Source organism: Streptomyces sp. NPDC045998 (genome assembly GCF_056430285.1).
The window spans coordinates 96369-121972 of record NZ_JBWKLJ010000012.1 but is presented as its reverse complement, the minus strand read 5'-3'; the positions used below and the strand labels follow the sequence as shown (position 1 = coordinate 121972).

Sequence of the window (25604 nt, the reverse complement as noted above, 5' to 3'; positions counted from 1 at the left end):
CTCCTTCGCAGTGGCCGCTTGTGGTCGAACTCACCCGCGCTGTCACCGATTCGGGCCTCTCCCGCCCCTTGCGACCGCCCGTGGCGGCCTCCCCGCCGCTCCCCTTCCCCTTCCCGGAACCGGGGGCTCCGCCCCACGGCCGGGTCCCCGTGCTACGCCCAGAGCTGGCCCTGGAGTGTTTCGATCGCCGCTTCCGTCGTCGGGGCCGTGTAGACGCCCGTCGACAGGTACTTCCAGCCGCCGTCGGCCACCACGAAGGCGATGTCCGCGCTCTCGCCCGCCTTGAGCGCCTTCCGTCCGACGCCGATCGCCGCGTGCAGCGCCGCGCCCGTCGAGACGCCCGCGAAGATGCCCTCCTGCTGGAGGAGCTCCCGCGTCCGCGTCACCGCGTCGGCCGAGCCGACCGAGAAGCGGGAGGTGAGGACGGAGGCGTCGTACAGCTCGGGGACGAAGCCCTCGTCGAGGTTGCGCAGGCCGTAGACGAGGTCGTCGTACCGCGGCTCCGCGGCGATGATCTTGACGTCGGGCTTGTGCTCGCGCAGGAAGCGGCCGACGCCCATCAGCGTGCCCGTCGTGCCGAGGCCCGCCACGAAGTGGGTGATGGAGGGGAGGTCCGCCAGGATCTCCGGCCCCGTCGTGGCGTAGTGCGCGCCCGCGTTGTCGGGGTTGCCGTACTGGTAGAGCATCACCCAGTCGGGGTGCTCGGCGGCGAGTTCCTTCGCGACGCGGACGGCCGTGTTGGAGCCGCCTGCCGCCGGGGAGGAGATGATCTCGGCGCCCCACATGGCGAGCAGGTCGCGGCGCTCCTGCGAGGTGTTCTCGGGCATCACGCACACGATGCGGTAGCCCTTGAGCTTGGCCGCCATCGCGAGCGAGATGCCCGTGTTGCCGCTGGTGGGCTCGAGGATGGTGCAGCCGGGGGTGAGCCGGCCGTCCTTCTCCGCCTGCTCGATCATGTGCAGGGCCGGCCGGTCCTTGATGGAACCGGTCGGGTTGCGGTCCTCCAGCTTGGCCCAGATGCGTACGTCCTCGGAGGGGGACAGGCGCGGCAGGCGTACCAGCGGCGTGTTGCCGACCGCCGCGAGCGGGCTGTCGTAACGCATCAGCGCATTCCGCCGGCGACGGCCGGAAGGATCGTGACGTTGTCGCCGTCGGAGAGCTTGGTCTTGATGCCGTCCAGGAAGCGGACGTCCTCGTCGTTCAGGTAGACGTTCACGAACCGCCGCAGCTCGCCCTCGTCGACGATGCGGCCCTGGATGCCGGCGTGCCGGGTCTCGAGGTCGGCGAAGAGGTCGGCGAGGGTCTCCCCGTTGCCCTCGACGGCCTTGGCGCCGTCGGTGTAGGTGCGGAGGATGGTCGGGATGCGGACCTCGATGGCCATGGCGTGGGCTCCTGTCGGAAGGTGAGTCGATGGCAGGCAGGCAGGCGTACTGCGTGCGCGTTCCCCGGGGGGCACGCGCGGCGGTGCGGTGGCGGTGCGGAGAGGTGCGCTCAGGCGGCGCAGCGCGGTGGACACATCGCGCTGGCGAGGCGGCACAGGTCGACGTGCAGCCGCGCCACGAGCAGCACGGTGCCCGGCGTCTGTTCGCTCACGTCGATGGAAACCATGCGGTCATCGTATCGATTCCCGGTCCGGATCCTGGAGTGTGATCTCGCATTGCGGACGCATTCCGCCCGCCTGGCGAGACGCCGCACTCAGTACGCGTCGACGACCTGGACCTCTTCCTCCGTGATCTCGCCGTCCACGATCCGGTACGAGCGGAACTGGAAGGGTCCCGCGCCGTCCGCGTCCGCCGTCGACACCAGGACGTAGTGCGCGCCGGGCTCGTTGGCGTACGAGACGTCCGTGCGCGAGGGGTACGCCTCGGTCGCGGTGTGCGAGTGGTAGATGACGACCGGCTCCTCGTCGCGGTCGTCCATCTCGCGGTAGAGCTTCAGGAGGTCGCCCGAGTCGAACTCGTAGAAGGTGGGCGAGCGAGCGGCGTTGAGCATCGGGATGAAGCGCTCGGGGCGTCCGGAGCCAGCCGGGCCCGCGACCACGCCGCAGGCCTCGTCCGGGTGGTCCTCGCGGGCGTGCGCGACGATCTGGTCGTAGAGGGCCCGTGTGATGGTCAGCATGCGCATCAGGATAAGCAGAGGGGCCCGCCTGTACCGAGGAGTGGTACGGGCGGGCCCACATGCTGGACAGCCGGCTACGGCGTCACCGCTTGAAGGCGGTGTTCTCCGGGTTCCGGTTCTTCAGGAACAGGTAGCTGACGCCGAGGAGCAGGGCCCACAGCGGCGCGCAGTACAGCGAGACCCGCGAGCCCTCGTCGATGCCCATCATGACGATCACGCCGAAGATGAACAGCAGCGCGAACCAGCTGGTGAAGGGCGCTCCGGGGGCCTTGAACTCCGACTCCGGCACCTCACCGCGGTTGACGGCGGCGCGGTAGCGGATGTGCGAGACCAGGATGGCGATCCAGGCCCACATGCCGGAGATGGTCGCGAAGGAGACGACGTACTCGAAGGCCTTGCCGGGGGCGACGTAGTTGATCCAGACGCCCACGAGCATCAGCGCCGCCGAGAAGGTGGTGCCGAGGAGCGGGGTGCCGGACTTCGTCAGCCGGGTGAAGACCTTGGGGCCCTGGCCGTTGAGCGCGAGGTCGCGCAGCATGCGGCCGGTGGAGTACATGCCCGAGTTGCAGGAGGACAGGGCGGCCGTGAGCACCACGAAGTTCACGATGGCGGCGCCGATGCCGAGGCCCATCTTCTCGAAGGCGGCGACGAACGGCGAGACGCCCGGCTGGAAGTGCGTCCACGGCACGACCGACAGGATCATGATCAGCGCGCCGACGTAGAAGACGGCGATGCGCCACGGGACGGTGTTGATGGCCTTCGGCAGCGTGACCTTCGGGTCCTTGGACTCGCCGGCGGTGACGCCGACCAGTTCGACCGCGAGGAAGGCGAACATCACGATCTGGAGCGTCATCAGCGTGCCGCCGATGCCCTTGGGGAAGAACCCGCCCTCGGACCAGAGCATGGTCATGGACGCGGTGTCGGCGGCGTCCGAGAAGCCGATGGTGAGGATGCCGGCGCAGATGAGGATCATGCCGATGATGGCGGTGACCTTGATCATCGAGAACCAGAACTCCAGCTCACCGAAGAGCTTCACCGAGATCAGGTTCGCGCCGTACAGGATGACCGTGAAGACCAGGGCCGAGACCCACTGCGGGATGTCCCACCAGTACGTCATGTAGGTGGCCGCGGCGGTGACCTCGGTCATCCCGGTGATGACCCAGAACAGCCAGTACGTCCAGCCCGTGACGAAGCCGGCGAAGGGGCCGATGAACTCGCGGGCGTACTCCGAGAAGGACCCGGAGACGGGGCGGTACATGAGCAGCTCGCCCAGGGCCCGCATGATGAAGAAGATCACGAGCCCGGCGATGGCGTACGCCAGGATGAGGCTCGGTCCGGCCTTGGAGATGGCCTTGCCCGCGCCGAGGAAGAGCCCGGTGCCGATGGCTCCGCCGATCGCGATCATCTGGATCTGGCGGGCGCCGAGGCCCCGCTGGTAGCCCTCGCCCTCACCGGCGACGGGGCTGTCGTTCTGGTTGCCGACCTGCGTTGAGGTCATCGTTCTGCTGCGCCTTTCTCCACGCTGATCCCCCCGGATATGGATGGAGTGCCACCGGCGATCAGCCGGCCCAAGCGCACCCGGGGAACAGGGGTGGCGTTCCCGGGCGATCGTGCAGATTTATCACGGCCGCAACGATGATCGAGTAGCGGTGATGTGAAACAGGACACAGCGAAAACAGGACAAACACCCCTTTCATGGCTGAAAGGGGTGTCCTGGTAATCCGATCGTTATGCGGATTTGAGCGTCCGCTGAGCGGACGTCCGCATGGACGCCTGCATGGACGCCCGCATGGACGCCCGCCCCTACGGCATCAGCGTCTCGACGAGCGTCTCCTGCAGGGCGCCGAGCCAGAGGTACGCCATGACCATCGGCTTGCGCGGGTCGCTGTCCGGCAGCCGGTACAGGTCGTCGTTGTCGTCCTCGTCGCCGACCTCCAGCCGGGTGCCGATGGTCAGCCGCAGGTCGTTGAGCGCGCCGAGCCAGTGGCGCGCCTCGTCGGCGGACAGCTTGAGCACCGCGGCGCCCTCCCCGGCCACGGTCAGCGCGTCCAGGCTCCGTACGACGGCGAGGGCGTCCTCCCGCTTGCGGGTGCGCAGGTCGTTCTCGGTGAACCGGCGGAACTCCGCGGACATGGCGCGCAGCTGCTCGTCGTCGTCCGCGTACGCGTTCGGGAAGAGCCGGGCCAGCGCCGGGTCGGCCGGGGGCTCGCTCGGGCCGTCGCGGAACAGCTCGGCGAGCGGGTCCTCGCCCCGGGGCGGCTGCTCGCCGGGCCCGATCAGCTCCAGCAGCTGCACGGTCAGGGAGCGCAGGATGGAGACCTCGACCTCGTCCAGCAGGACGGCCGCGCCGCCGCCCGGCAGCGCCTCGAAGTGCCCGCTCATCAGCCGCGGTCCTGGGAGAGCGTCGCCCACAGTCCGTAGCCGTGCATCGCCTGCACGTCCCGCTCCATCTCCTCGCGGGTGCCGCTGGAGACCACGGCCCTGCCCTTGTGGTGCACGTCGAGCATCAGCTTGTGCGCCTTGTCCTTGGGGTAGCCGAAGTACGCCTGGAAGACGTAGGTGACATAGCTCATGAGGTTGACCGGGTCGTTGTGGACGATCGTCACCCAGGGCACGTCGGGTTCGACGACGGCGAACGACTCTTCGGCCGATTGGGGGCGTTCGATCTCAGTGGGAGCAACACTCACCTTGCCCATGCTGCCACTGGAGGGGGACCACCGCACAAACCGGCCCCGCCGAAGCGTTTCCCCTGGACTCCCAGAGAAATCGTCACTCTGACGAGATTGGAGGTAGCATCCGTCATATGAACGCTGCGGATCTTGGGCTGCCGGTGGACGTGCCGTCTACCGCGCTCTTCACCGACCAGTACGAGCTGACGATGCTCCAGGCCGCCCTGCGGGGCGGGACCGCCGACCGGCGCTCGGTCTTCGAGGTCTTCACCCGGCGGCTGCCGGAGGGGCGCCGGTACGGCGTCGTCGCCGGCACCGGGCGCGTCCTGGACGCCGTGGAGAACTTCCGCTTCGACGCGGGCGTCCTCGGCTTCCTGCGCGAGCACGGCATCGTGGACGAGCCGACCCTCGCGTGGCTGGCGGACTACCGCTTCGGCGGCGACATCTGGGGCTACCCCGAGGGCGAGGTGTACTTCCCCGGCTCGCCGATCCTGCGCGTCGAGGGCTCCTTCGCCGAGTGCGTGCTGCTGGAGACCGTGATCCTGTCGATCCTCAACCACGACTCCGCCATCGCCGCCGCGGCCTCCCGGATGTCGTCGGCGGCCGGCGGGCGGCGGCTGATCGAGATGGGCGCCCGGCGCACCCACGAGCTGTCCGCGGTCGCCTCGGCCCGCGCCGCGTACGTCGGCGGCTTCGACTCCACCTCCGACCTGGCCGCCGGGTTCCGCTACGGCATCCCGACCGTCGGCACCTCCGCGCACGCCTTCACGCTGCTGCACGACACCGAGCGCGACGCCTTCCGGGCGCAGGTGGACTCCCTGGGCCGCGGTACGACGCTGCTCGTCGACACCTACGACGTGACCGAGGCCGTCCGTACCGCCGTCGAGGTGGCCGGGCCCGAGCTGGGCGCGGTGCGCATCGACTCCGGCGACCTGCTGCTGGTGGCGCACCGGGTGCGGCAGCAGCTGGACGAGCTGGGGGCGCGCGACACGCGGATCATCGTCACCTCGGACCTCGACGAGTACGCCATCGCCTCGCTGGCGGCGGCGCCGGTGGACGCGTACGGCGTCGGCACGCAGCTGGTGACCGGCAGCGGCCACCCGACCTGCTCCATGGTCTACAAGCTCGTCGCCCGGGCCGAGTCGGCGGACGTGCGGGCGCCGCTGGTGCCGGTGGCGAAGAAGTCGCTGGGGGCCAAGATGTCGGTCGGCGGCCGCAAGTGGGCCGCGCGGCGCCTGGACGCGGACGGCGCGGCCGAGGCGGAGGTCGTGGGCACGGGTCCGGTGCCGGCCGGGCTCGCCGACCGGCAGCTGCTGGTCGAGCTCGTCAAGGGCGGCGAGGTCGTGGCCCGTGAGCCGCTGGAGGCGGCGCGCGAGCGGCACATCGCGGCGCGGGCGGGGCTGCCGATGTCGGCGACGCAGCTGTCGCGGGGCGAGCCGGTGATCCCGACGGAGTACGTCTGAGCCGGCCGTCCCCGAGGAGCCGCGTCCGTCCGGGCCTTCTGGGCCCCCTCCCGCAGGGCGGGGGAAGTCTCTAGGCTCGATGCCATCCCCGCCGTCCCCCACCACCGAAGGACACCCGCCATGCACCGCGCATTGATCGTCGTGGACGTTCAGAACGACTTCTGCGAGGGCGGCAGCCTCGCGGTCGCGGGGGGCGCGGACGTCGCCGCCGCCATCACGGACCTGATCGGCGAGGCCGCGGGCGCCGTGTACCAGCACGTCGTGGCCACCCGGGACCACCACATCGACCCGGGCGGCCACTTCTCCGACGCCCCGGACTACGTGAACTCCTGGCCGAAGCACTGCGTGGCCGGTACGGAGGGCGTGGGCTTCCACCCGAACTTCGCGCCGGCGGTCGCGTCGGGCGCGATCGAGGCGGTGTTCGACAAGGGCGCGTACGACGCGGCCTACAGCGGCTTCGAGGGCACCGACGAGAACGACGTGCCGCTGGCCCGCTGGCTGCGGGAGCGGGAGGTGACGGAGGTGGACGTGGTCGGCATCGCCACGGACCACTGCGTCCGCGCCACGGCCCTGGACGCGGCCCGCGAGGGCTTCAGAACCCACGTGCTGCTGGACCTGACGGCGGGCGTCTCCGAGGAGACCGTCCAGCGGGCCCTGGAGGAGCTGCGCGAGGCGGGCGTGGAGCTGACGGGCAAGCCGGTGGTCTGAGGCGCCGGGAAGGCCGCCGGGGAGGAGCCGGGGAGGGTCCGGGGCGGCTCCGGGGGCGGCTCCGGGGCGGCGCGCTACGCGCCGTCCGCGAGCCGTGGCGTGCCCCAGGTGCGGCTCTGCGGCAGCAGGGCCCGGATCGGGTGCCAGAGCTCCGTCGCGCCCTCCGGGCAGGTGCGCCACAGCAGGCCGTCGGGGTGGTGGAGGACGGCGGTGACCTCGTCCGGCGTCGGCGGGTGGAGGTTGCCCCGGAGGTAGACGGAGCGCAGGCCGAGGTTGCGCAGTCGGGTCAGGGCCCGGGCGCGGTTCGGCGCGTGCACGAGGACGCGGACCGTGGAGCCGTCGCCGACCGGGTTGGGCAGGCTGAGCGCGACCACCACGCTGCCGCCGGGCAACTTGGTGAAACCTCCGCCGGGCATATGAAACCACTCCCCCGTGAGATGGTGTGTCAATAAGACGGGCCACAGGCACCTAAACAGAATCGGCCGCCGCCCGCTAGAGGGCGACGGCCGATCATGCTTTGACCTGCGACGATGCGGTTACTTCGTCGACGGGCCGACCTGGACCGTGATCGTCCGGCCGTTCTTCGGCTGCTTGACGATCGAGATCTTGGTGTTGGTGTCAGTTACCTTGACGCCCGCGCGCGGGTTCGACTCGTACCAGTAGACGCCCTTGCGGTCGTCGAACACCGGGACACCCGGCTGGGACGCGATCGGGGCCGCGACACCCGCCTTGTGCAGCGTGATGCCGGTGGTGCGGTACAGGCTGAACGGCGAGTCGTACGCCTGGATCCGGTTGCGCATCAGCGTGCCGTCGGCCCACTTCGTCGGCGTGGGGTGCGCGTCGACCGGCAGGATCAGGCCCTGGCCCTCGTGGACGGCCGTGTTGTTGTCCTTCTGGGAGGTGTCCCACTGCCAGACCAGCAGACCGGTCTGGTACGGGTAGTGCTCCACCCAGCCGTCCATGGGGGCGGCGAAGCCGAAGTTGTACGGGCCGACCTTGAGGGTCGCGTCGTACGAGACGTACTGGCGGTTCTCGGCCAGGTAGTACTGCTCGTACTCGTTGGTGAAGGACTCACCGATGCGGGAGAAGCCCTTCGCCGTCCAGGCGGCGTCGGCGTTCTCGGCGTTGTCCGAGAAGACCGGGGCGCCGTCGGCGGTCAGCGCGATGTTGTCGGCGGTGAAGCCCTTGCCGCCCGCGCCGCCGTCCGTCTGGTAGCGGAAGCGGAGGTCGAACTTCTTGCCGGCGTACGCGTCCAGCGGGAAGGCCAGCTTCTGCCAGGAGCCGGAGACGTCCGTCAGCGCGGGGGCGCCGCTCGCGTCGGCCGGGATCGGCTTGCCGTTGGCGGTGCCGGCCAGGGCCGTCCAGTTCTTGCCGCCGTCGGTCGACACCTCGGTGTAGAGGTAGTCGTAGTCCTTCTCGATGTCCCACCAGCCGTCGAGCGTCAGCTCGGCCTTGGTCTTGCCGGTGAGGTCCACGGAGCGGGTGAGGGTGTTCTTGAGGTCGTCACCCATGTCGCTCCACCACTGCGTGGCGCCCTGGGCGGGCTTCACGACCGGGGTGGTGACCTTCTTCTTCGGCAGCTCGACAACGAGCGCCTGCGGGTTCTTGGTGTTGTACTCCGCGACGCCCAGCGTGTGCTTGGACTTCGTCGCCGCCTTGGCCTTCTCGTAGTTGAGCCAGCCCAACTGCAGCTTGTCCCAGGCGGTCATGTCGCCCGGCATGTCGCCGATGGAGTCCTTGCCCAGGCCGAGCCAGGAGCCGGAGGACATCAGGGACCAGAAGCCCGTGGAGTTCTCGGCGCCCGCCTTGCCGGAGGTGTCGTACAGGTCCGGCAGGCCGAGGTCGTGGCCGTACTCGTGGGCGAAGACGCCGAGGCCGCCGTTCTCCGGCTGCATGGTGTAGTCGCCGACCCAGATGCCGGTGTCGCCGATCTGGGTACCGCCGGCCTTGTTGTGCGCCGGGCCGGTCTTGCCGGCGTCGGTGCCGTACGCGTACCAGCGGTGGGCCCACAGCGCGTCGGAGCCCTGGGCGCCGCCGCCCGCGGACTCGTCCTCGCCGGCGTGGACGATCTGGAAGTGGTCGATGTAGCCGTCGGCCTCGTTGAAGTTGCCGTCGGCGTCGAAGTCGTAGCGGTCCCACTGGTCGTACTGGGCCAGCTGCGCCTTGATCTCGGCGTCGGTCTTGCCGGCCGCCTTCTGCTGCGCGGTCCACGCCGTCACACCGTCGCGGACGGCGTCCCAGACGTTGGCGCAGTTGCTGCTGCCGCAGTAGTTCGAGCCGTAACGGGCCTCGTTGTACTCGACCTTGACCCAGTCGGAGACCGCGCCGTCGACCGAGTACCGGCCCGAGGAGGTCTTCTCGTAGTAGGTCTTGAGCGAGTGCTTCTGCTGACCGGTCTTCGGGTCCTTGCCGGTGCCGAAGTACAGGTCCTGGAAGTGCTGCTGGTTGTAGTCCTTCTGCCAGGCCGTCGAGTTGTCCTTCGAACGGTCCGGCTCTTCTATCTGGTTGTGCAGCGGTCCGGGCTTGCCACCGAACTTGGGCTTCTTCTCGGTGGTGTCGTCGTCCGCGCGGTCGACGAGCGTCTCGTTGTCGACCTTGTCGCCGAACTCGACCAGGATCGTGAAGATCTTGTCGGTCTTCTCGCGGCCCAGCTCGACGTACTTCTTGTCGTCGAGCTTGACGACCTGGGAGGCACCCCTGCGCTCCACCTTCAGGTCGCCGGCCAGCACCTGCTCCAGCGCCGCCTCGCGCTGCTGCGCCTGCTGCTTGCTGAACGGGCCGTCGAGGTCGTGGTCGACCTTCGCGGCGTGGTCGTGCCCCGGGGCCCCGTGGGCGTCCCCGGCCTCGTGCGCGCCGGGCGCCGGGTCGTGGCGCTCGATGCCGTGGTCGGGGCGGTTGTCTGCCTGGGCCGTGGTGAGGGCCGAGGCGGTCGCGGCGGTGGCCGCCAGGGCCACGAACACCGCGGACGCTCTGAACGCGCGTCGTCTGCTGGTCACTTAATGTCCTCCCCGCGCCCGCGATCCGCGGATGGGGGGTCGAAGTGGTATCCGCGTGCGAGTCGCGCCATAAGTGACGACATTCGACCGGATGGACGCGAGAAAAGACAGATCTTGACTTGAACAGACCAAGCCACTATGTGCGAACCATGATCCGGATTCCGGACGAACGGAGCGGTGCCCCGCGCGAGTTCGGGCGGCGGTCGCTCGGGGCATGGATCAGGTGGGCCCCACCGTACGGGGGTGGCGGCGGAACGCGTCAGCTCCCGCCCTCTTCCGGCCAATCGGCATAGGCGGTGATTCTGTGCGCCCCCCATGCACCGGTACCGTGGGTTAGGTCACGCTTACTACTGGTTCCTCTCGGGCATCCACCTTCGTAGAGTCGCCGGTGAGTGCGACCGAGTTGCGAGTCACCCATACCGATGCATTGAGGACGGATCCGTCATGCCGCGTCCGACTGCCGCACAACTCGCCTACGGTTCGGCCACCGTCGTCTTCTCGACCGTCGCCCTGCTGCTGCTCTCGCGCACCACCACCGGGCTCGGCGTCGCGCTGATCGGCGTGGGCGCGCTGCTGCTCGGGCTGCTGGTCACGCTGACCATGCCCGTACCCGCGAAGACGAGGACGAAGGCCACGACGCGGGCGGCGGCCGACGCCCGGGTGCCGCGCCCGCGCGCCGAGGCCGCCGCCCCGCAGTCAGTGCGTCGTTGACACGACGACGGTTCTGGCCGCCTTGTCGTGCAGGCCCTGTTTGTACGGCTTGTCGACGAGGATCAGGATCAGCAGGAGCAACGGCCACAGGCAGGCGCAGCACACCAGCGCGGGCAGCCACAGCACGATGGCCCGGGTCAGCGCCGCGCTCGTGTTCGGCACGCTCCCGTCGTTGAGCATCGCCACCCGCAGGCCCATCAGCCGCTTGCCGACGGTCTGGCCGTGCCGCTTGGTCGTCATGAGGGTGTCGTAGGCGATGTACGCCACGATCGTGAGGAGCTGGAAGACCCACTGTCCGCCGTCGTTGGTCGTCTGCCAGACGTCCGCGAGGTCGGACTCCTCCGCCACGCGGTCGTAGATGTCGAACGGCAGCCCGATCAGGGCCAGCGGTACGAAGATGAGGAGCCAGTCGATCAGCCGGGCCAAAACCCGCTTGCCGGAGTCGGCGAGCGGCGGCATGCCCGCGAGCGGGTCGGTTCCGCCGTAGCCGTACGGACCGCCGCCACCGCCACCACCGCCGTACGGACCGCCGCCACCGTAGGGACTGCCTCCGCCGCCGTAGGGGCCGCCGTACGGGCCGCCACCGCCGCCCGGGGGCGGCGCGGGCGGCGGTTCCTCGGGCGGCCTCTTGCGGAACGGATCGTCCTCGGGCGGCTGACCGGGCGGCGGCGGTTCGTTGCTCATGTGGGCAGTGCATCCCGCCCGCCGGACCCCCGCAACGGATCACCGGCCGTTCGGGCTACCCGCCCTGTCCCGCCACGAAGGTGTGCGCCGCCTTGTCGTGCCACGCCTGGCGCCACGGGCGGTCGATCAGCGCCCACAGGACGCCCACGATCCCGATGACGAGGAGCCCCGGCACGCTGTAGACGAGCCAGCGGCGCAGCGCCGCGCCGAACGCCGGGGGTGCGTGCGACTCGATGTCCCGCACCTCCAGGCCGCACACCCGCTTGCCCAGCGTGCGGCCCCACTTGGCGGTCGGCAGCGCCTCGTACAGCACGCCGAGGACCAGCAGGGCGGCGAGCGTGATGCCGAAGTACGTGGACGTGGTGGAGTCCAGCAGCCAGACGGTGACCGTCTCGCCGGACTGCTTGGCCTGCTGGATCTTGCCGTCGATGTGGTCCAGCGCCTTGGAGACGAGCGGTACGCCGACGGCGCCGACGGCCGCCCCCAGGACCACGGTGTCGATCAGCCGGGCCGCCAGCCGCTTGCCGAGCGGGGCCGGGCGGGCGGCGGCCTGGGCGCGCGCGGCGCGCAGGAACGGGTCCTCCACCGGGGGCTTCCACGGGACGACCGGCGGCTCCTGCTGCGACTCCTGCTGCGGCCCGGGCTGAAGCGGCTGCTGCTGGTGCGCCGCCTGGGGCGGCTGCGCGAGCTGGTGCACCTGCTGGGCCCAGGAGGCCGATCCGCCACCGGCGCCGTGTGCGACGGGGGGTGCGGGCGCGGGCGTGGGTGCGGGTGCCGGAGCCGGGGCCGGCTGCGGGACCTGAGCCTGCGCCTGCGGGGCCTGGGCGGCCTGCGGGGCGGGCTGTGCCTGCGGCTGGTGCTGGGCCGGGACCTGCGGGGTGCGCGGCGCGTCCTTGCCCAGCGCGCGGATGGTCATGGTGCCGTCGGCGGGCCGCTCCTGCGCGGGCACGGGGGCCGGCGCCGTCGCGGGTGCGGGCTTCTGGGCGCGGATGGTGACCGTGCCGTCGGAACGGGGCTCCACCTTCCGTACGCCCGGCAGCGCGCCGCCCGTCGGGTCCGTGCCCGCCGGCACGCGCGGGTCCGCCGCGGCGCCCTGGGGCTGCGCCTGGGCGTTCTCCGCGCCCCAGGAGACCCGGCGGTCGCGGTCGCCGCCGAAGCCGGTCTGGCGGGTGGCGTCGGCCTGCCAGGCGGACGCGGGCTCCGGCTTGGCGGCCGCCTCTTCGGCGGCCTCCTCCTCGTCGAAGAAGACGGGCCCGGTCTCCTCGACGGACGGCGCCGGGGCGGGCGCCGGGGCCGGCTTCGGCGCCGGGGCGGCCGGTACGGCCGAGGCCGGTGGCGCCGGCACGGCCTCGCCCTCCGCGGGCGCGGGCCGGCTCGTGCCGGGCACCCAGGCGGCGCCGTTCCAGTACCGGATGTATCCGGGGATGGACGGATCGGGGTAGTACCCAGCCAGGGGTACGTTCCCGCCGTCACCAGGAGGTGTAGCCACAGCCCCCAACTCCGTTCCTTCACGACACCGCATGTCCAGGGAGGACATTAACGAAGAACGCCGGAGCCGTAAGAAGGAGACGGGCAAAGACCGTGTTCGAGCGAGCTTGACCGATCAGGTGACGGACACCCGGGGCGAACATCACGGAAAGTAATGAGAAATTCCCCGCCCGTGTCGCGTAATGACGGAGGGGGGAGCGCCTCTCCACCGGTGCGGGGCCACTCCAGGACCCCGTACGAGGAGCAGGAGAAGGAGCGTCCCATGGAGCACACCGAGCACACCGAGCACGCTGGACACACCGCCGTCGAGCGCGAGCTGGAGCTGAACCTGGTGCTGTCGCCGGAGCGCAGCATCCCCGTGCCGGCCCGGCTGACGTACCGCACCGACGACCCGTACGCCGTGCACATCACCTTCCACGTCGGCTCCGACCACCCGGTGCACTGGACCTTCGCCCGCGAGCTGCTGGTGGAGGGGGTCTTCCGGCCCTGCGGCCACGGCGACGTGCGGATCTGGCCCACCACGCTCGACGGGCGGGCGGTCGTGCTGATGGCGCTGACGTCGCCGGACGGGGACGCCCTCCTGGAGGTGCCGGCCGTGGCGGTGTCGGCGTGGCTGGAGCGGACGCTGCGCGTGGTGCCGCCGGGGGCGGAGGCGGAGCAGCTCGGCCTGGACGAGGAGCTGGCCGAGCTGCTGGCCTGAGGCCGCCGGGAGTACCGGGGTGTCTACAGCTGGGCCTGGGGCTCCGGCGTACCCAGCAGTGCGGCCGCCGTCTGCAGGGGGGTGGGGCCGGGGGCGGGCAGGACGGCGGCGGCGGAGTGGCAGGTGAAGCCGAGCTTGGTCAGCGCCCTGCGCACCTCACCGGCGGTGAAGTCGCGGCGGTCCTGCCGGGTGATCACTTCACCGACCTGCTTGAGCGGGTAGGTGCGGCGGCCGATGGTCACGGACTCGCCGGAGACGGGTTCGGGCTTGATGCCCCTCATCGCTTCCTGCACGTCGGACTTGAACAGGTCGAAGGGGAAGTGGGCGATGACGCAGCGCATGGTTCCTCGCGGGGTCGAAGGGGAGTTCCGGAAGGGACGGATGAGCCTGGGGTTACGCGGCGGTGCGGGGTGCGGAGGAGCGGCCGCGCGAGCGCGCGGGCCGGCTCCGTCGTCCGCGCGTGGTGGAGTCGGCGCGCCCGGTCCGCTCGGCGGCGGGGGCGCTGATGGTGACGGGGACGCCCGAGGGCGCCTGGGCGCCGGTGATGCGGCTCAGTTCCGCCTCGCCGGAGCGGACCTTGGTCTCCCGCGCGGTGATGCCGGCGTCGGCCATCACGCGGTTCATGCCGCGTCGCTGGGCGGGCAGGACGAGCGTGACGACGGTGCCGGACTCCCCGGCGCGGGCCGTGCGGCCGCCGCGGTGCAGGTAGTCCTTGTGGTCGCTGGGCGGGTCGACGTTGACGACGAGGTCGAGGTTGTCGACGTGGATGCCGCGGGCCGCGACGTTGGTGGCGACCAGGACCGTGACGTGGCCGGTCTTGAACTGCGCGAGGGTACGGCTGCGCTGGGGCTGGGTCTTGCCGCCGTGCAGGGCGGAGGCGCGCACCCCGACGGCCAGGAGGTCCCGGGTGAGCCGGTCCACGGCGTGCTTGGTGTCCAGGAACATGATCACTCGTCCGTCGCGGGCGGCGATCTCCGTGGTGGTGGCGTGCTTGTCGGCGCCGTGCACGTGCAGCACGTGGTGCTCCATCGTGGTGACGGCCCCGGCGGACGGGTCGACGGAGTGGACCACCGGGTCGGCCAGGTAGCGGCGGACCAGGAGGTCGACGTTCCGGTCGAGCGTCGCGGAGAAGAGCAGGCGCTGCCCTTCGCGCCGTACCTGGTCGAGGAGCTGGGTCACCTGGGGCATGAAGCCCATGTCGGCCATCTGGTCGGCCTCGTCCAGGACGGTGACGGCGACCCGGTCCAGGCGGCAGGCGCCCCGGTCGACGAGGTCCTTGAGCCGGCCGGGGGTCGCGACGACGACCTCGCTGCCGTTGCGCAGGGCGTTCGCCTGGCGGCCGATCGGCATCCCGCCGACCACCGCGGTGAGCCGCAGGTGCAGCGAGCGGGCGTAGGGCGTGAGCGCGTCGGTGACCTGCTGGGCCAGTTCCCGGGTGGGTACGAGGACGAGGGCCAGCGGCTGCTTGGGCTCGGCCCGCTGTCCGGCGGTACGGGCCAGCAGGGCCAGGCCGAAGGCGAGCGTCTTGCCGGAGCCGGTGCGCCCGCGGCCCAGGACGTCCCGGCCGGCCAGCGAGTTCGGCAGGGTCGCGGCCTGGATCGGGAACGGCACGGTCATGCCTTCCGAGTGGAGCGCGGCCAGCAGGGCGGCCGGGAGGTCGAGGCCGGCGAAGGTCTCGACGGGCGGGAGCGCCGCGGTGCGGGTGGCCGGCGGCGCGAACTCGCGGGGGCCGTGCCCGACCGGGCGGGAGGGGCGCGGGGCGCGGGTGGCGCCGCGGGGGGCGCCGGAGGGACGGAAGCGGTCGTTCGTGCGAGCGGTGCGGTTCACGGGGAACCTTCCTCGATGCGGCACGTATCGCGTCGCGAGAACGAGCCGAAGAAAAAGACGAGACGGGTCCGGGCCGGCTGTGCGGCGGTTCGTCTCGAAGAGGACGCCGGAGTGCGGGCGAGCCGAGGAAAGGCGGCATCGGCATTCGGGCGCGAGGGCCGGGCGTATTCATCCGGCCGGAGTTCATGGGCCCGTCCGAAACGACGGGCGCGAACAGAGTGACCGGCTCGGTGGGGAGCCGGCTGGAGCTGGGTAACGAGCAGGGGCCCACACCCACGGTGCGGGCCCCGACTACGTCGTACGCGTCAGCGTCAGGCGGGAACGATGTTCTCGGCCTGCGGGCCCTTCTGGCCCTGCGTGACGTCGAAGTTCACCTTCTGGCCTTCCTGAAGCTCGCGGAAGCCGGAGCTGGCGATGTTCGAGTAGTGGGCGAACACGTCGGCGCCGCCACCGTCCTGCTCGATGAAGCCGAAGCCCTTTTCCGCGTTGAACCACTTCACGGTGCCAGATGCCATATTGAATCTCCCTCGGGGGCAGTGCCCGGAGTCCGCACCTTGCGAACCCGGAGTCGCTGCATGATTTACCCTCCGGAAGAACCGGACTGAAAAGTATCTGGGAACCACGACCGCAACTGACATCACCGTAGCACGGTGGTCGGCGGAGGAGCTCGATATGTTTACCGGTCGCCCATTTCCTGATTTTCTGTACCGGCGGTGGCAGATTTCCGCATTTCCTCGTTGAGGCGGAGGGCCTCTTCGAGCTGGTCCTCCAGGATGATGATGCGGCAGGCGGCCTCGACCGGTGTGCCCTGGTCGACGAGTTCGCGGGCCCGGGCGGCGATGCGCAGCTGGTAGCGGGAGTAGCGCCGGTGCCCGCCCTCCGAGCGCAGGGGGGTGATGAGCCGCGCCTCGCCGATCGCGCGGAGAAAGGCGGGCGTCGTGTCCAGCAGGGCGGCGGCCCGTCCCATGGTGTAGGCGGGGTAATCGTCGTCGTCGAGGTGGTCGACGGCGGGCTTCTCAGAGGGCATAGCACCTTCGTTCGGGGGACGCATCGAGGATGCCTGCGTACAGCGGAAACACTACGTTCCGCGCCGCCCGATATCTACTTCCGCCGGTACAGGAAATCCGCGGGGCCGGGTCAGTCGACGACGTACGTGTGGGTGATGAATTCGATCGAGTGGCCGTCCGGGTCGTCGACGTACACGCCGCGGCCCCCGTGGTGGTGGTTGATCCGCTGGGGTTCGTGGTGGTGGGGGTCGGCCCAGTACGGCAGCCCGCGCTCCTTGATCCGGCCGAAGATCTCGTCGAACTCGTCCTCGGAGACGAGGAAGGCGAGGTGCTGCGGGACGATCCGTTCGGAGTCGTCGTCGAGGTAGTCGAGGGTGACTCCGCCGTCGAGCGCGACGCCGGCGAAGGGGCCGAAGGGCTTGGGCTCCGGCGCCGCGAGCAGGTCGGTGAGGAAGCGGGCGCCGGCGAAGCGGTCGCGGCTGCGGACGATGGTGTGGTCAAGGCGTGCGGGCACGGCTCTCTCCTCTTCCGTTCGACTCCTACTCGGCTGCTTCCGTCGACGTCCTTTCACGCCAGGCGGCGGGGCGGTCCGGTGACCATCGGGCATGGGGACCAGGACCGGAGACCTAGAAGAGCTTGCCCGGGTTGAGGATGCCGAGCGGGTCGAAGGCCTGCTTGATGGAGCGCTGCAACTCCACCCCGACCGGGCCCAGTTCGCGGGACAGCCACTCCTTCTTCAGGACTCCGACGCCGTGTTCGCCGGTGATCGTGCCGCCCAGCTCCAGGCCGAGCGCCATGATGGCGTCGAACGACTCGCGGGCGCGCCGGGACTCGTCGGGGTCGGTGTGGTCGAAGCAGACGACGGGGTGGGTGTTGCCGTCGCCCGCGTGGACGCAGACGCCGATGGTGAGGTCGTACGTCTCGGCGATGGCGGCCGTGCCGTCGAGCATCTCGGCGAGCCGGCTGCGCGGTACGCACACGTCGTCGATCATCGTCGCGGACGAGACGGTCTCCAGGGCGGTGAGCGACAGGCGCCGGGCCTGCAGGAGCAGTTCCGACTCGGCCTCGTCCTCGGCGGGCACGACCTGCGTGGCGCCCGCCGCCGTGCACAGTTCGCCCACCGCCGCGAGGTCGGCGGCCGGGTCCGGGGTGTCGAAGGCGGCGAGGAGCAGCGCCTCGGTGGAGTCGGGCAGGCCCATCTTGGCCAGCCGGTTGACGGCCTGGATCGTCGTGCGGTCCATGAGCTCCAGCAGCGACGGCGTGTGGCCGCGTTTCATGATCGCGCAGACGGCCGCGCAGGCGGCGGCCGCCGACGGGAACTCGGCGGCGAGCGCCAGCTGCCGCGGCGGCTGCGGCTTGAGCGCCAGCACGGCCCGTACGACGATGCCGAGGGTGCCCTCCGAGCCGACGAGGAGCCGGGTCAGGTCGTAGCCGGCGACGCCCTTGGCGGTGCGGCGGCCGGTGGTGAGCAGGCGGCCGTCGGCGAGGACGACGTCGAGGCCGAGGACGTACTCCGCCGTGACCCCGTACTTGACGCAGCACAGGCCGCCGGACGCCGTGCCGATGTTGCCGCCGATGGTGCACGTCTCCCAGCTGGACGGGTCGGGCGGGTAGTACAGGCCGTGCGCGGCGACCTCGCGGGAGAGGGCGGCGTTGACGACGCCCGGCTCGACGACCGCGATCCGGTCGACCGGGTTGATCTCCAGGATGCGGTCCATCGTGACGAGGGACAGGACGATGCAGCCGTCGGAGGCGTTGGCGCCGCCGGACAGGCCCGTGCGGGCGCCCTGCGGGACGACGGGCACGCGCAGCGCGGTCGCCGTGCGCATGACGTGCTGGACCTGCTCGACGGTGCTCGGCAGGACGACCACGGCGGGCGCGCCGGCGGCGCAGAAGCTCGCCGCGTCGTGGGCGTACGAGGCGGTGACGTCCGGGTCCGTGAGGATCGCTTCCGCCGGGAGGCCGGCGCGCAGGTGTGTCAGCAAGTCGTCCATGATCCCAGCCTGGCAGCCGGGGCCATCGGTGTGAACCCGTTCGCCGCTGCGGTCGGCGTGCCGCGGGTGACCGGTCGTACTGGCGCACAGTGAGCCGCATGAAGAGCCGTACCCAGGGCCGGGAGCGTCCACGTCGTACGAAGTCCGAACGGGTCACGCTGGCCGTCCTGCTGTCGGGTGCGGGCTTGGTGCTCGCGGGCGCAGTGCTGCTGTACGTCCCCGGCGTACCCGGCGTACCGGACGCCCTGCGCGGGGTGGACGCGGCGCCGCCGGCGGCGGGGCCGCTGGCGCGGGCGCGGGAGGCGGTGCGGGCGGGCGCGCAGGCGTCGCTGCCGGAGCTGACCGCGTTCATCGCCGACCGGGAGAAGTGGCTGCGGGCCCATCCGCGGGACGAGGCGGCCTGGGCGGAGCTGGGCACGGCGTACGTGGAGCGGGCGGCCCGGAACGGCGACACCGCGGCGTACGTACGCGCCGAGAAGGCGCTGGAGCGGTCGCTGGCGGTGCGGCCGGCCGCCGAGGGCAACACCGACGCGCAGCTCGGTCTGGGCGTGCTCGCCCAGGCCCGGGGCGACTTCGCCGCGGCCCGGCGGTGGGGCGAGGCCGTACGGCAGCGGGAGCCGCGGCGCTGGCAGGCGCACGCGCTGCTGGTCGACGCGTACACCGGCCTCGGCGCGTACGGGGCGGCCGACAAGGCGGCGGGGCGGCTGCGCGAGCTGCACCCGGGCGGCGCGGCCGCGTTGTCGCGCGCGTCCCGGGTGTACCGCGACAAGGGCTGGCGCGAGGACGCGGCGGCGCTCGCCTCCGACGCGGTGGCCCTGGCCGCGACCCCGGCGGAGCGGGCCGAGTGCCTGCGCCACCTCGGCGACCTGGCGTGGGAGCGGGGCGAGCCGGCCGAGGCGATCGGCTACTACGAGCCCGCGCTGCGGCTGGTGGCCGGCCATCCGCCGTCGCTCGCGGGGCGGGCGCGGGCGCTGGCGGCGCTGGGGCGTACCGATGAGGCGCTGCGCGACTACGCGGCGGTGCTGGACGCGCTGCCGCTGCCGGAGTACGCCCTGGAGGTCGGCGAGTTGTACGAGTCGCAGGGCCTGGACGGGGACGCGCGCACGCAGTACGAGCTGCTGCGCGCGCGGGCGGAGAAGGCACAGGCGCACGGTGTGGACGCGTCGCTGGTGCTCGCGCGGTACGAGTCGGACCACGGCGACCCGGAGCGGGCCGTGAAGTGGCTCTCCGACGCGTGGGCGCGCGGCCACCGCTCCGCGCACGTCGCCGACGCGCTCGGCTGGGCCCTGTACCGCTCCAGCGAACCGGCGCAGGGCCTGCGGTACGCGAAGAAGGCCACGGAGGCGGGCCTGCGCAGCGCGCTGTTCGCGTACCACCGGGGCCAGATCGAGCGGACGCTCGGGCAGTACGGGGCGGCGCGGCGCCACCTCACGCAGGCGCTGCGCACGAACCCGGCGTTCTCGCCGCTGCTGGCGCCGGAGGCGCGGCGGGCGCTGGCGGTCCTGGGGGAACCCGCGGCGGGCGGCCCGGCGGACGTGCGGGGCACGAAGCCGCGGCCGAGCGCGAGCGCCGGTGCGAGCGCGGCGGGACGCCCGTCGCGCTGACGGTGCTGCGGGCGGGTGGCGGAGTCCCCGGTGCTCCGCCACCCGCGCGGAGCGGTCAGAGGTTGCCGCGCTTGGCCTGCTCCCGCTCGATCGCCTCGAAGAGGGCCTTGAAGTTGCCCTTGCCGAAGCCCATCGACCCGTGCCGCTCGATGAGTTCGAAGAAGACGGTCGGACGGTCCTGGACCGGCTTGGTGAAGATCTGGAGCAGGTAGCCGTCCTCGTCGCGGTCGGCGAGGATCTTCAGCTCGCGCAGCTCGTCGATCGGCACGCGCGTGTCGCCGACCCACTCGCCGAGCGTGTCGTAGTACGAGTCCGGGACGTCGAGGAACTGGACGCCGGCCGCGCGCATGGTGCGGACGGTGGCGACGATGTCGTTCGTGGCGAGGGCGATGTGCTGGACGCCGGGGCCGCCGTAGAACTCCAGGTACTCGTCGATCTGCGACTTCTTCTTCGCGATCGCCGGCTCGTTGATCGGGAACTTGACCTTCTTGGTGCCGTCCGCGACGACCTTCGACATGAGCGCGGAGTACTCGGTGGCGATGTCGTCGCCCACGAACTCCTTCATGTTGGTGAAGCCCATGACCTTGTTGTAGAAGGCCACCCAGTCGTTCATCTTGCCGAGCTCGACGTTGCCCACGCAGTGGTCGATCGCCTGGAAGGTGCGCTTGGCGGGCGGCTCGACCATCGGCTGCGCGGCGACGAAGCCGGGCAGGTAGGGGCCGTCGTAGCCGGAGCGCTCGACGAGGGTGTGGCGGGTCTTGCCGTACGTGGCGATGGCGGCGAGGACGACGGTGCCGTGCTCGTCCTTGAGCTCGTACGGCTCGGTGACGCCGGTGGCGCCCTGCTCGACGGCGTACGCGTACGCCTTGCGCGCGTCCGGCACCTCGATGGCGAGGTCGACGACGCCGTCGCCGTGGGCGGCGACGTGCTCGGCGAGGAAGCGGCCCCAGTCGGTGGACGGCTTGATGACGGAGGTGAACACGAAGCGCGCGGCGCCGTTCGTCAGGACGTAGCTGGCGGTCTCGCGGCTGCCGTTCTCCGGTCCGGAGTAGGCGACCAGCTTCATCCCGAAGGCCGTGGAGTAGTAGTGCGCGGCCTGCTTGGCGTTGCCGACGGCGAAGACGACCGCGTCCATGCCCTTCACCGGGAAGGGGTCGGCCTGCCGGGCGGTGTCGGGGGTCTGGGAGAGGGTCTCAGTCATGGCCGCAGACTCTCTCCGTTCCGCAAGGTGCGCAATAGTTCGCGGGAGGACTGGGCAAGCTGCACAGCGACTGGGCAGTATGGCCGGGCGTTCTGTACAGGATGACCACCGGGAGGCCGTCGTGGCGATCGATCATCTGGACGGCAGGCTCATCGCCCTGCTCGCGCGTGAGCCGCGCATCGGCGTTCTGGAGGCGTCGCGCCGCCTCGGCGTGGCCCGCGGGACGGTCCAGGCGCGCCTGGACCGGCTGCAGGCGAACGGCGTCATCCGGGGTTTCGGGCCCGACGTCGACCCGGCGGCCCTGGGCTATCCGGTCACCGCGTTCGCCACGCTGGAGATCAAGCAGGGGCAGGGCGCGGACGTACGGGAGCACCTGGCGGGCGTGCCGGAGGTGCTGGAGCTGCACACCACCACCGGCCACGGGGACATGCTGTGCCGGCTGGTGGCCCGCTCGAACGCCGACCTCCAGCGGGTGATCGACCGGGTGGTCGGCTTCGAGGGGATCGTGCGGGCCTCCACGGCGATCGTCATGGAGAACCCCGTCCCGCTGCGGATCATCCCGCTGGTGGAGCAGGCCGCGGGCGAGGACGCCGGCCTCAGCAGGACGGGACCTTCGTCCCCCGCTGCAGCGCCCGGAGCGACGACACCGCGTCCTTGAGCGTGGTGACGGGGACGAGCCGGAGGCCGTCGGGCCGCTCGGCCCGGGCCTGCGCGCACTCGTCCTTCGGTACGAGGAAGACGGTGGCGCCGTCGCGCGCGGCGGCCTGCGTCTTGAGGGAGACCCCGCCGACGGCGCCGACCTTTCCGTCCGGGGTAATGGTCCCCGTACCGGCGATGACGCGCCCGCCGGTGAGGCTCGCGCCGCCGCCGTCGAGCTTGTCGACGATGCCGAGCGCGAAGAGCAGCCCGGCGCTGGGGCCGCCGATGTCGGGCAGGCGCAGGGTGACCTTGACGTCCTTCGGGCTCTTGCCGAGGTAGCCGAGCGCGGCGTCCACGGCGGCGTCCTGCGACTCGGCCATCTGGCCGAGGTTGCGCTTCTCGATCTCCGCGTCGCTCTTGCCGGGCGGATAGACGGAGTCGTGCGGCAGGACGGCCCGGTCCGTACGGAACCAGCCGTCGACGACGTCCGCGAGGTCGACGTGGGTCCGGGGCCCGGTCGCGACGATCGTCGTCATGCGCAGCTCGCCGTCGGTCTTCCCGACCGGCGCGCCGGAGATGGTGATCACCTCCTGGCCCTGGTGCCGCCCCAGCACGTCGGCGGTCGAGCCGGGCTGCGCCAAGGTGTACGGCAGCGGCGCGAACGCGGCCACGCCGAGCAGCGCGAGCACGGGCAGCCCGGAGACGAGCAGGGCACGGGTCCGGTTACGCAGGAGACTGGTGAGCAGCACGACGCCAATCTATCGGCCGGGCTCAGCGCAGGGCGTCGGCGACCTCGCGGGCGGCGTCGACCACGCGCAGGCCGACCCGCTCCGGGACCGAGTCCGCCAGCATCACCACGCCGACGCTGCCCTCGATGCCCGTCACGCCCACCAGCGGGGCCGCCGCGCCGCTCGCGCCCGCCTCCAGCTCGCCGTGCGTGAGCGTGTAGCCGGGGTCGCCGAGGGCGCCCTGGCGGGCGGCGAGTATCGCCCGTCCGGCCGCGCCGCGGTCCAGTGGGTGGCGGAAACCGGCCCGGTACGCGACGTGGTAGTCCGTCCAGGTGGGTTCGACGACCGCGACGGCGAGGGCCTCGGCCCCGTCGACGAGCGTGAGGTGCGCGGTGGCTCCGATGTCCTCGGCCAGCGAGCGCAGCGCGGGCAGGGCGGCCTCGCGCACCAGCGGATGGACCTGCCGGCCCAGCCGGAGCACACCGAGCCCGACCCGGGCGCGGCCGCCCAGGTCGCGGCGTACGAGCGCGTGCTGTTCGAGCGTGGCGAGCAGGCGGTAGACGACGGTGCGGTTGACACCGAGCTTGTTGGACAGCTCGGTGACGGTCAGCCCGTGATCGGTGTCGGCGAGCAGCTTGAGGACGCGCAGTCCCCGGTCGAGCGTCTGGGAGGTCTCCGCGGTCACGACGCCCTCTCCTTCGGAGTGAGTCGGCGGACACTCTCAACGTCGGCTGCGCCGCCGGTCCCATCGGCGACGCACGGAGAGGCCGCCGGCAGGCCATGGCACACCGGCTGCGCTCCGCGGCGGCGTTGCCACGGGGCGTTTGCATTGCGATTGCCGGGACAGTAGCGAGGGACTCCGCTTAGCGGAAGACCTCGTCCAGAATCCGGGCGCAAGCGTTTGCTGCGCGGGCTGTTTGTGCCGATTTGGCCGCAATGCGCGGCTGGCGTTCGTCAACGGAGGCCTGAAAGGCCCGCGTTTCACGGTGGGCGCCGGGCCCGGAGGGGGCATCGCCCCGCACCGGGCAGAACCGCGACCTGCCGCGCCACGCGAGGCCGCGCACCGCAAGCCACCGCGCCACGCGAGGCACTGGCCTGCAGGCCGCCGCGCACCGCACGGTCCCGCCGCGGGGCGGGAGGTCATGCGGCTCCGGGGGCTGAGGCCGGGAGGTGACGGCTCAGCGCATGCGGGTCGCCCACTCCTGGACCTTCTTGATGCGCTCCCGGATCTGGCCCGCCGTCGCCTCCGCGCTCGGCGGCCCGCCGCACACCCGGCGCAGCTCCGTGTGGATCACGCCGTGCGGCTTGCCGCTCTGGTGGACGTACGCGCTCACCATCGTGTTCAGCTGCTTCCTCAGCTCCAGCAGCTCCTTGTGCGATACGACGGGCCGCCGCTCCGCCGGCAGCTCCAGCAGGTCGGCCTCCTCGGCCGGCTTCTGCCGGCTGTGGGCGATCTGCCGGGCCTGCCGCTTGCGCAGCAGCAGCTGCACCTGGTCGGGCTCGAGCAGGCCCGGGATGCCGAGGTAGTCCTGCTCCTCCTCGCTGCCGGGGTGGGCCTGCATGCCGAACTCGGCGCCGTCGTACAGCACCCGGTCGAAGACCGCGTCGGACTCCAGCGCCTCGAAGGGCAGCATGTCCTGCTCGCCGGTGTCCTCGTCCTGCTGCTTGTTGGCCTCGTCCATCTCCTTCTCGGACTCGGCGTACGGGTCCTCGTCCTCGCCCGCCTTCTTCGGCTTGTCGAGGGCGTGGTCCCGCTCGACCTCCATCTCGCTGGCGAAGCCGAGCAGCGTGGGGATCGTCGGAAGGAACACGGACGCGGTCTCGCCGCGCCTGCGCGATCGCACGAAACGGCCGACGGCCTGGGCGAAGAACAGCGGCGTGGAGATCGTCGTCGCGTACACGCCGACCGCGAGGCGCGGGACGTCGACGCCCTCGGACACCATGCGGACCGCGACCATCCAGCGGTCGTCGCCGTCGCTGAACTCGTCGATCCGCTTCGACGCGCCCGCGTCGTCCGACAGGACCACGGTCGCCTTCGTCCCGGTGATCTCGCGGATGAGCTTGGCGTACGCGCGGGCCGAGTCCTGGTCGGAGGCGATGACGAGGCCGCCCGCGTCGGGGATGCCCTTCCTGACCTCCGTCAGCCGCTGGTCGGCGGCGCGCAGGACGTTGGGCATCCAGTCGCCGCGCGGGTCGAGGGCGGTGCGCCACGCCTGGGAGACGGCGTCCTTCGTCATCGGCTCGCCGAGCTTCGCGGCGACCTCGTCGCCCGCCTTCGTGCGCCAGCGCATGTTGCCGCTGTAGCTGAGGAAGATCACGGGGCGGACGACGCCGTCGGCGAGGGCGTTGCCGTATCCGTACGTGTAGTCGGCGGACGAGCGCCGGATGCCGGCGTTGTCCTCCTCGTACGTGACGAAGGGGATGGGGTTGGTGTCGGACCGGAACGGCGTACCGGTGAGCGCGAGCCGCCGCGTGGCGGGCTCGAAGGCCTCCAGGCAGGCCTCGCCCCAGGACTTGGAGTCGCCGGCGTGGTGGATCTCGTCGAGGATGACGAGCGTCTTGCGCTGCTCGCTGCGGTTGCGGTGCAGCATGGGCCGCACGCCGACACCGGCGTAGGTGACGGCGACGCCCTGGTACTCCTTGCTGAGCGGCCCGGCGCTGTACTCCGGGTCCAGCTTGATGCCTATGCGCGCCGCCGCGGCCGCCCACTGCTTCTTCAGGTGCTCGGTCGGGGCGACGACGGTGACCTGCTGGACGATGTGGTGGTGCAGCAGCCAGGACGCGAGGGTCAGCGCGAAGGTCGTCTTGCCGGCGCCGGGCGTCGCGACGGCGAGGAAGTCGCGGGGCTGCTCCTGGATGTACCTGTCCATCGCGGCCTGCTGCCAGGCGCGCAGCTTGTTGGCGGTGCCCCAGGGGGCGCGGCCGGGGAAGGCGGGTGAGAGGTGATGGGAGGCGGTAGTAGTCACGGTCTCCGATTCGGCTCTCGGGTTACGGCGGTCACGCCGCCTGCGGCGTTACGTACGACAACCGGGCCACCCTACCGGGGGCCCGGCTCCGTTCCCGTCCG

27 protein-coding genes are annotated in these 25604 nt (G+C 71.6%); 6 read left to right on the top strand and 21 right to left on the bottom strand.

Features of this window, described 5'->3' with window-relative positions; genetic code table 11:
* Window positions 1–152: 152 nt before the first annotated feature.
* From AC07FJ_RS29995 to clpS, 7 genes are all read right to left on the bottom strand, one after another.
* Window positions 153–1103 (bottom strand): PLP-dependent cysteine synthase family protein, encoded by a 951-nt coding sequence (locus AC07FJ_RS29995; protein ID WP_361422818.1) that lies wholly within the window; start codon window positions 1101–1103, stop codon window positions 153–155.
* Complete coding sequence (locus tag AC07FJ_RS29990; RefSeq protein WP_361422815.1) at window positions 1103–1381, bottom strand: MoaD/ThiS family protein; 279 nt, start codon at window positions 1379–1381, stop codon at window positions 1103–1105. The genes AC07FJ_RS29995 and AC07FJ_RS29990 overlap by 1 nt, the downstream gene beginning before the upstream one ends.
* 110 nt (window positions 1382–1491) lie before the next feature.
* Window positions 1492–1608 (bottom strand): putative leader peptide, encoded by a 117-nt coding sequence (locus AC07FJ_RS29985; protein WP_355364863.1) that lies wholly within the window; start codon window positions 1606–1608, stop codon window positions 1492–1494.
* Window positions 1609–1695: 87 nt separating this feature from the next.
* Entirely contained in the window at window positions 1696–2118 is a 423-nt protein-coding gene (locus AC07FJ_RS29980; RefSeq protein WP_479052359.1) for a M67 family metallopeptidase, read from the bottom strand.
* An 82-nt stretch (window positions 2119–2200) separates the two neighbouring features.
* Window positions 2201–3616, bottom strand: a complete 1416-nt coding sequence (locus tag AC07FJ_RS29975; protein WP_361422809.1) for an amino acid permease — start codon at window positions 3614–3616, stop codon at window positions 2201–2203.
* Between the two features lie 305 nt (window positions 3617–3921).
* Entirely contained in the window at window positions 3922–4500 is a 579-nt protein-coding gene (locus tag AC07FJ_RS29970) for a DUF2017 domain-containing protein (protein ID WP_361422806.1), read from the bottom strand.
* Entirely contained in the window at window positions 4500–4814 is a 315-nt protein-coding gene (gene clpS / locus AC07FJ_RS29965; RefSeq protein ID WP_361422803.1) for an ATP-dependent Clp protease adapter ClpS, read from the bottom strand. Before clpS ends, AC07FJ_RS29970 begins: the two co-directional genes overlap by 1 nt.
* Before the next feature lie 107 nt (window positions 4815–4921).
* Between clpS and AC07FJ_RS29960 the strand changes: the two genes are divergently transcribed.
* Both AC07FJ_RS29960 and AC07FJ_RS29955 read left to right on the top strand, forming a co-directional pair.
* A complete protein-coding gene (locus AC07FJ_RS29960; RefSeq protein ID WP_479052358.1) occupies window positions 4922–6250 on the top strand; it encodes a nicotinate phosphoribosyltransferase in 1329 nt (442 codons plus the stop codon).
* A gap of 120 nt (window positions 6251–6370) precedes the next feature.
* Entirely contained in the window at window positions 6371–6958 is a 588-nt protein-coding gene (locus AC07FJ_RS29955) for an isochorismatase family protein (protein WP_479052357.1), read from the top strand.
* Window positions 6959–7032: 74 nt separating this feature from the next.
* Here the strand turns inward: AC07FJ_RS29955 and AC07FJ_RS29950 are convergent, their stop codons facing one another.
* Together AC07FJ_RS29950 and AC07FJ_RS29945 are read right to left on the bottom strand one after the other, a co-directional pair.
* Window positions 7033–7374: a hypothetical protein gene (locus AC07FJ_RS29950; RefSeq protein WP_479052356.1), complete on the bottom strand. Its 342-nt coding sequence runs from the start codon at window positions 7372–7374 to the stop codon at window positions 7033–7035.
* Window positions 7375–7494: 120 nt separating this feature from the next.
* Window positions 7495–9954 carry an immune inhibitor A domain-containing protein gene (locus tag AC07FJ_RS29945; protein WP_479052355.1) on the bottom strand — a complete coding sequence of 820 codons (2460 nt, stop codon included), beginning with the start codon at window positions 9952–9954 and terminating at the stop codon, window positions 7495–7497.
* 444 nt (window positions 9955–10398) lie between these two features.
* On the opposite strand from AC07FJ_RS29945, the gene AC07FJ_RS29940 reads away from it, so the two are divergent.
* A complete protein-coding gene (locus AC07FJ_RS29940) occupies window positions 10399–10665 on the top strand; it encodes a hypothetical protein (RefSeq protein ID WP_468290414.1) in 267 nt (88 codons plus the stop codon).
* On the opposite strand, the gene AC07FJ_RS29935 is transcribed toward AC07FJ_RS29940, so the two are convergent.
* Together AC07FJ_RS29935 and AC07FJ_RS29930 are read right to left on the bottom strand one after the other, a co-directional pair.
* Window positions 10651–11349 carry an RDD family protein gene (locus AC07FJ_RS29935; protein WP_479052354.1) on the bottom strand — a complete coding sequence of 233 codons (699 nt, stop codon included), beginning with the start codon at window positions 11347–11349 and terminating at the stop codon, window positions 10651–10653. The two genes, AC07FJ_RS29940 and AC07FJ_RS29935, sit on opposite strands and share 15 nt — an antisense overlap.
* A 55-nt stretch (window positions 11350–11404) precedes the next feature.
* Complete coding sequence (locus AC07FJ_RS29930; protein ID WP_479052353.1) at window positions 11405–12871, bottom strand: RDD family protein; 1467 nt, start codon at window positions 12869–12871, stop codon at window positions 11405–11407.
* 228 nt (window positions 12872–13099) lie between these two features.
* Between AC07FJ_RS29930 and AC07FJ_RS29925 the strand changes: the two genes are divergently transcribed.
* On the top strand, window positions 13100–13537 hold the full coding sequence (locus AC07FJ_RS29925) for an SsgA family sporulation/cell division regulator (protein WP_361422781.1): 438 nt from the start codon (window positions 13100–13102) through the stop codon (window positions 13535–13537).
* Window positions 13538–13560: 23 nt separating this feature from the next.
* On the opposite strand, the gene AC07FJ_RS29920 is transcribed toward AC07FJ_RS29925, so the two are convergent.
* The 6 genes from AC07FJ_RS29920 to AC07FJ_RS29895 all read right to left on the bottom strand — a co-directional run bounded on the left by AC07FJ_RS29920 (window position 13561) and on the right by AC07FJ_RS29895 (window position 18365).
* A complete protein-coding gene (locus tag AC07FJ_RS29920; RefSeq protein ID WP_361422778.1) occupies window positions 13561–13878 on the bottom strand; it encodes an SCO5918 family protein in 318 nt (105 codons plus the stop codon).
* A gap of 52 nt (window positions 13879–13930) precedes the next feature.
* Window positions 13931–15364, bottom strand: coding sequence for a DEAD/DEAH box helicase (locus AC07FJ_RS29915; RefSeq protein WP_479052352.1), 1434 nt, complete (start codon window positions 15362–15364; stop codon window positions 13931–13933).
* Window positions 15365–15675: 311 nt separating this feature from the next.
* On the bottom strand, window positions 15676–15879 hold the full coding sequence (locus AC07FJ_RS29910; RefSeq protein WP_064071132.1) for a cold-shock protein: 204 nt from the start codon (window positions 15877–15879) through the stop codon (window positions 15676–15678).
* A gap of 161 nt (window positions 15880–16040) precedes the next feature.
* The gene (locus AC07FJ_RS29905) at window positions 16041–16391 is read right to left on the bottom strand and encodes a MerR family transcriptional regulator (protein WP_479052351.1); all 351 of its coding nucleotides are present in this window, start codon (window positions 16389–16391) and stop codon (window positions 16041–16043) included.
* 110 nt (window positions 16392–16501) lie between these two features.
* Entirely contained in the window at window positions 16502–16885 is a 384-nt protein-coding gene (locus AC07FJ_RS29900) for a VOC family protein (protein WP_361422768.1), read from the bottom strand.
* A 112-nt stretch (window positions 16886–16997) separates the two neighbouring features.
* Entirely contained in the window at window positions 16998–18365 is a 1368-nt protein-coding gene (locus tag AC07FJ_RS29895; RefSeq protein WP_479052350.1) for an FAD-binding oxidoreductase, read from the bottom strand.
* A gap of 98 nt (window positions 18366–18463) precedes the next feature.
* Between AC07FJ_RS29895 and AC07FJ_RS29890 the strand changes: the two genes are divergently transcribed.
* A complete protein-coding gene (locus AC07FJ_RS29890) occupies window positions 18464–19969 on the top strand; it encodes a tetratricopeptide repeat protein (RefSeq protein ID WP_479052349.1) in 1506 nt (501 codons plus the stop codon).
* Window positions 19970–20024: 55 nt separating this feature from the next.
* Here AC07FJ_RS29890 and hppD read toward each other — a convergent pair whose 3' ends face one another.
* The gene (gene hppD / locus AC07FJ_RS29885) at window positions 20025–21170 is read right to left on the bottom strand and encodes a 4-hydroxyphenylpyruvate dioxygenase (protein ID WP_468290388.1); all 1146 of its coding nucleotides are present in this window, start codon (window positions 21168–21170) and stop codon (window positions 20025–20027) included.
* 121 nt (window positions 21171–21291) lie between these two features.
* On the opposite strand from hppD, the gene AC07FJ_RS29880 reads away from it, so the two are divergent.
* A complete protein-coding gene (locus AC07FJ_RS29880) occupies window positions 21292–21828 on the top strand; it encodes an Lrp/AsnC family transcriptional regulator (RefSeq protein ID WP_361422756.1) in 537 nt (178 codons plus the stop codon).
* On the opposite strand, the gene AC07FJ_RS29875 is transcribed toward AC07FJ_RS29880, so the two are convergent.
* From AC07FJ_RS29875 to AC07FJ_RS29865, 3 genes are all read right to left on the bottom strand, one after another.
* Window positions 21767–22555: a YlbL family protein gene (locus tag AC07FJ_RS29875; RefSeq protein WP_479052407.1), complete on the bottom strand. Its 789-nt coding sequence runs from the start codon at window positions 22553–22555 to the stop codon at window positions 21767–21769. The two genes, AC07FJ_RS29880 and AC07FJ_RS29875, sit on opposite strands and share 62 nt — an antisense overlap.
* Window positions 22556–22580: 25 nt before the next feature.
* Window positions 22581–23222, bottom strand: coding sequence for an IclR family transcriptional regulator (locus tag AC07FJ_RS29870; RefSeq protein ID WP_361422753.1), 642 nt, complete (start codon window positions 23220–23222; stop codon window positions 22581–22583).
* 493 nt (window positions 23223–23715) lie between these two features.
* Window positions 23716–25503, bottom strand: coding sequence for a DEAD/DEAH box helicase (locus AC07FJ_RS29865; protein ID WP_361422750.1), 1788 nt, complete (start codon window positions 25501–25503; stop codon window positions 23716–23718).
* Between the last annotated feature and the right edge of the window lie 101 nt (window positions 25504–25604).

Bases quoted from the DNA above. Each gene is read 5' to 3' on its own strand.
- AC07FJ_RS29995 (WP_361422818.1), bottom strand. From the start codon at position 1,103: ATGCGTTACGACAGCCCGCTCGCGGCGGTCGGCAACACGCCGCTGGTA.
- AC07FJ_RS29990 (WP_361422815.1), bottom strand. From the start codon at position 1,381: ATGGCCATCGAGGTCCGCATCCCGACCATCCTCCGCACCTACACCGAC.
- AC07FJ_RS29985 (WP_355364863.1), bottom strand. From the start codon at position 1,608: ATGGTTTCCATCGACGTGAGCGAACAGACGCCGGGCACCGTGCTGCTC.
- AC07FJ_RS29980 (WP_479052359.1), bottom strand. From the start codon at position 2,118: ATGCTGACCATCACACGGGCCCTCTACGACCAGATCGTCGCGCACGCC.
- AC07FJ_RS29975 (WP_361422809.1), bottom strand. From the start codon at position 3,616: ATGACCTCAACGCAGGTCGGCAACCAGAACGACAGCCCCGTCGCCGGT.
- AC07FJ_RS29970 (WP_361422806.1), bottom strand. From the start codon at position 4,500: ATGAGCGGGCACTTCGAGGCGCTGCCGGGCGGCGGCGCGGCCGTCCTG.
- clpS (WP_361422803.1), bottom strand. From the start codon at position 4,814: ATGGGCAAGGTGAGTGTTGCTCCCACTGAGATCGAACGCCCCCAATCG.
- AC07FJ_RS29960 (WP_479052358.1), top strand. From the start codon at position 4,922: ATGAACGCTGCGGATCTTGGGCTGCCGGTGGACGTGCCGTCTACCGCG.
- AC07FJ_RS29955 (WP_479052357.1), top strand. From the start codon at position 6,371: ATGCACCGCGCATTGATCGTCGTGGACGTTCAGAACGACTTCTGCGAG.
- AC07FJ_RS29950 (WP_479052356.1), bottom strand. From the start codon at position 7,374: ATGCCCGGCGGAGGTTTCACCAAGTTGCCCGGCGGCAGCGTGGTGGTC.
- AC07FJ_RS29940 (WP_468290414.1), top strand. From the start codon at position 10,399: ATGCCGCGTCCGACTGCCGCACAACTCGCCTACGGTTCGGCCACCGTC.
- AC07FJ_RS29935 (WP_479052354.1), bottom strand. From the start codon at position 11,349: ATGAGCAACGAACCGCCGCCGCCCGGTCAGCCGCCCGAGGACGATCCG.
- AC07FJ_RS29930 (WP_479052353.1), bottom strand. From the start codon at position 12,871: ATGCGGTGTCGTGAAGGAACGGAGTTGGGGGCTGTGGCTACACCTCCT.
- AC07FJ_RS29925 (WP_361422781.1), top strand. From the start codon at position 13,100: ATGGAGCACACCGAGCACACCGAGCACGCTGGACACACCGCCGTCGAG.
- AC07FJ_RS29920 (WP_361422778.1), bottom strand. From the start codon at position 13,878: ATGCGCTGCGTCATCGCCCACTTCCCCTTCGACCTGTTCAAGTCCGAC.
- AC07FJ_RS29910 (WP_064071132.1), bottom strand. From the start codon at position 15,879: ATGGCATCTGGCACCGTGAAGTGGTTCAACGCGGAAAAGGGCTTCGGC.
- AC07FJ_RS29905 (WP_479052351.1), bottom strand. From the start codon at position 16,391: ATGCCCTCTGAGAAGCCCGCCGTCGACCACCTCGACGACGACGATTAC.
- AC07FJ_RS29895 (WP_479052350.1), bottom strand. From the start codon at position 18,365: ATGGACGACTTGCTGACACACCTGCGCGCCGGCCTCCCGGCGGAAGCG.
- AC07FJ_RS29890 (WP_479052349.1), top strand. From the start codon at position 18,464: ATGAAGAGCCGTACCCAGGGCCGGGAGCGTCCACGTCGTACGAAGTCC.
- hppD (WP_468290388.1), bottom strand. From the start codon at position 21,170: ATGACTGAGACCCTCTCCCAGACCCCCGACACCGCCCGGCAGGCCGAC.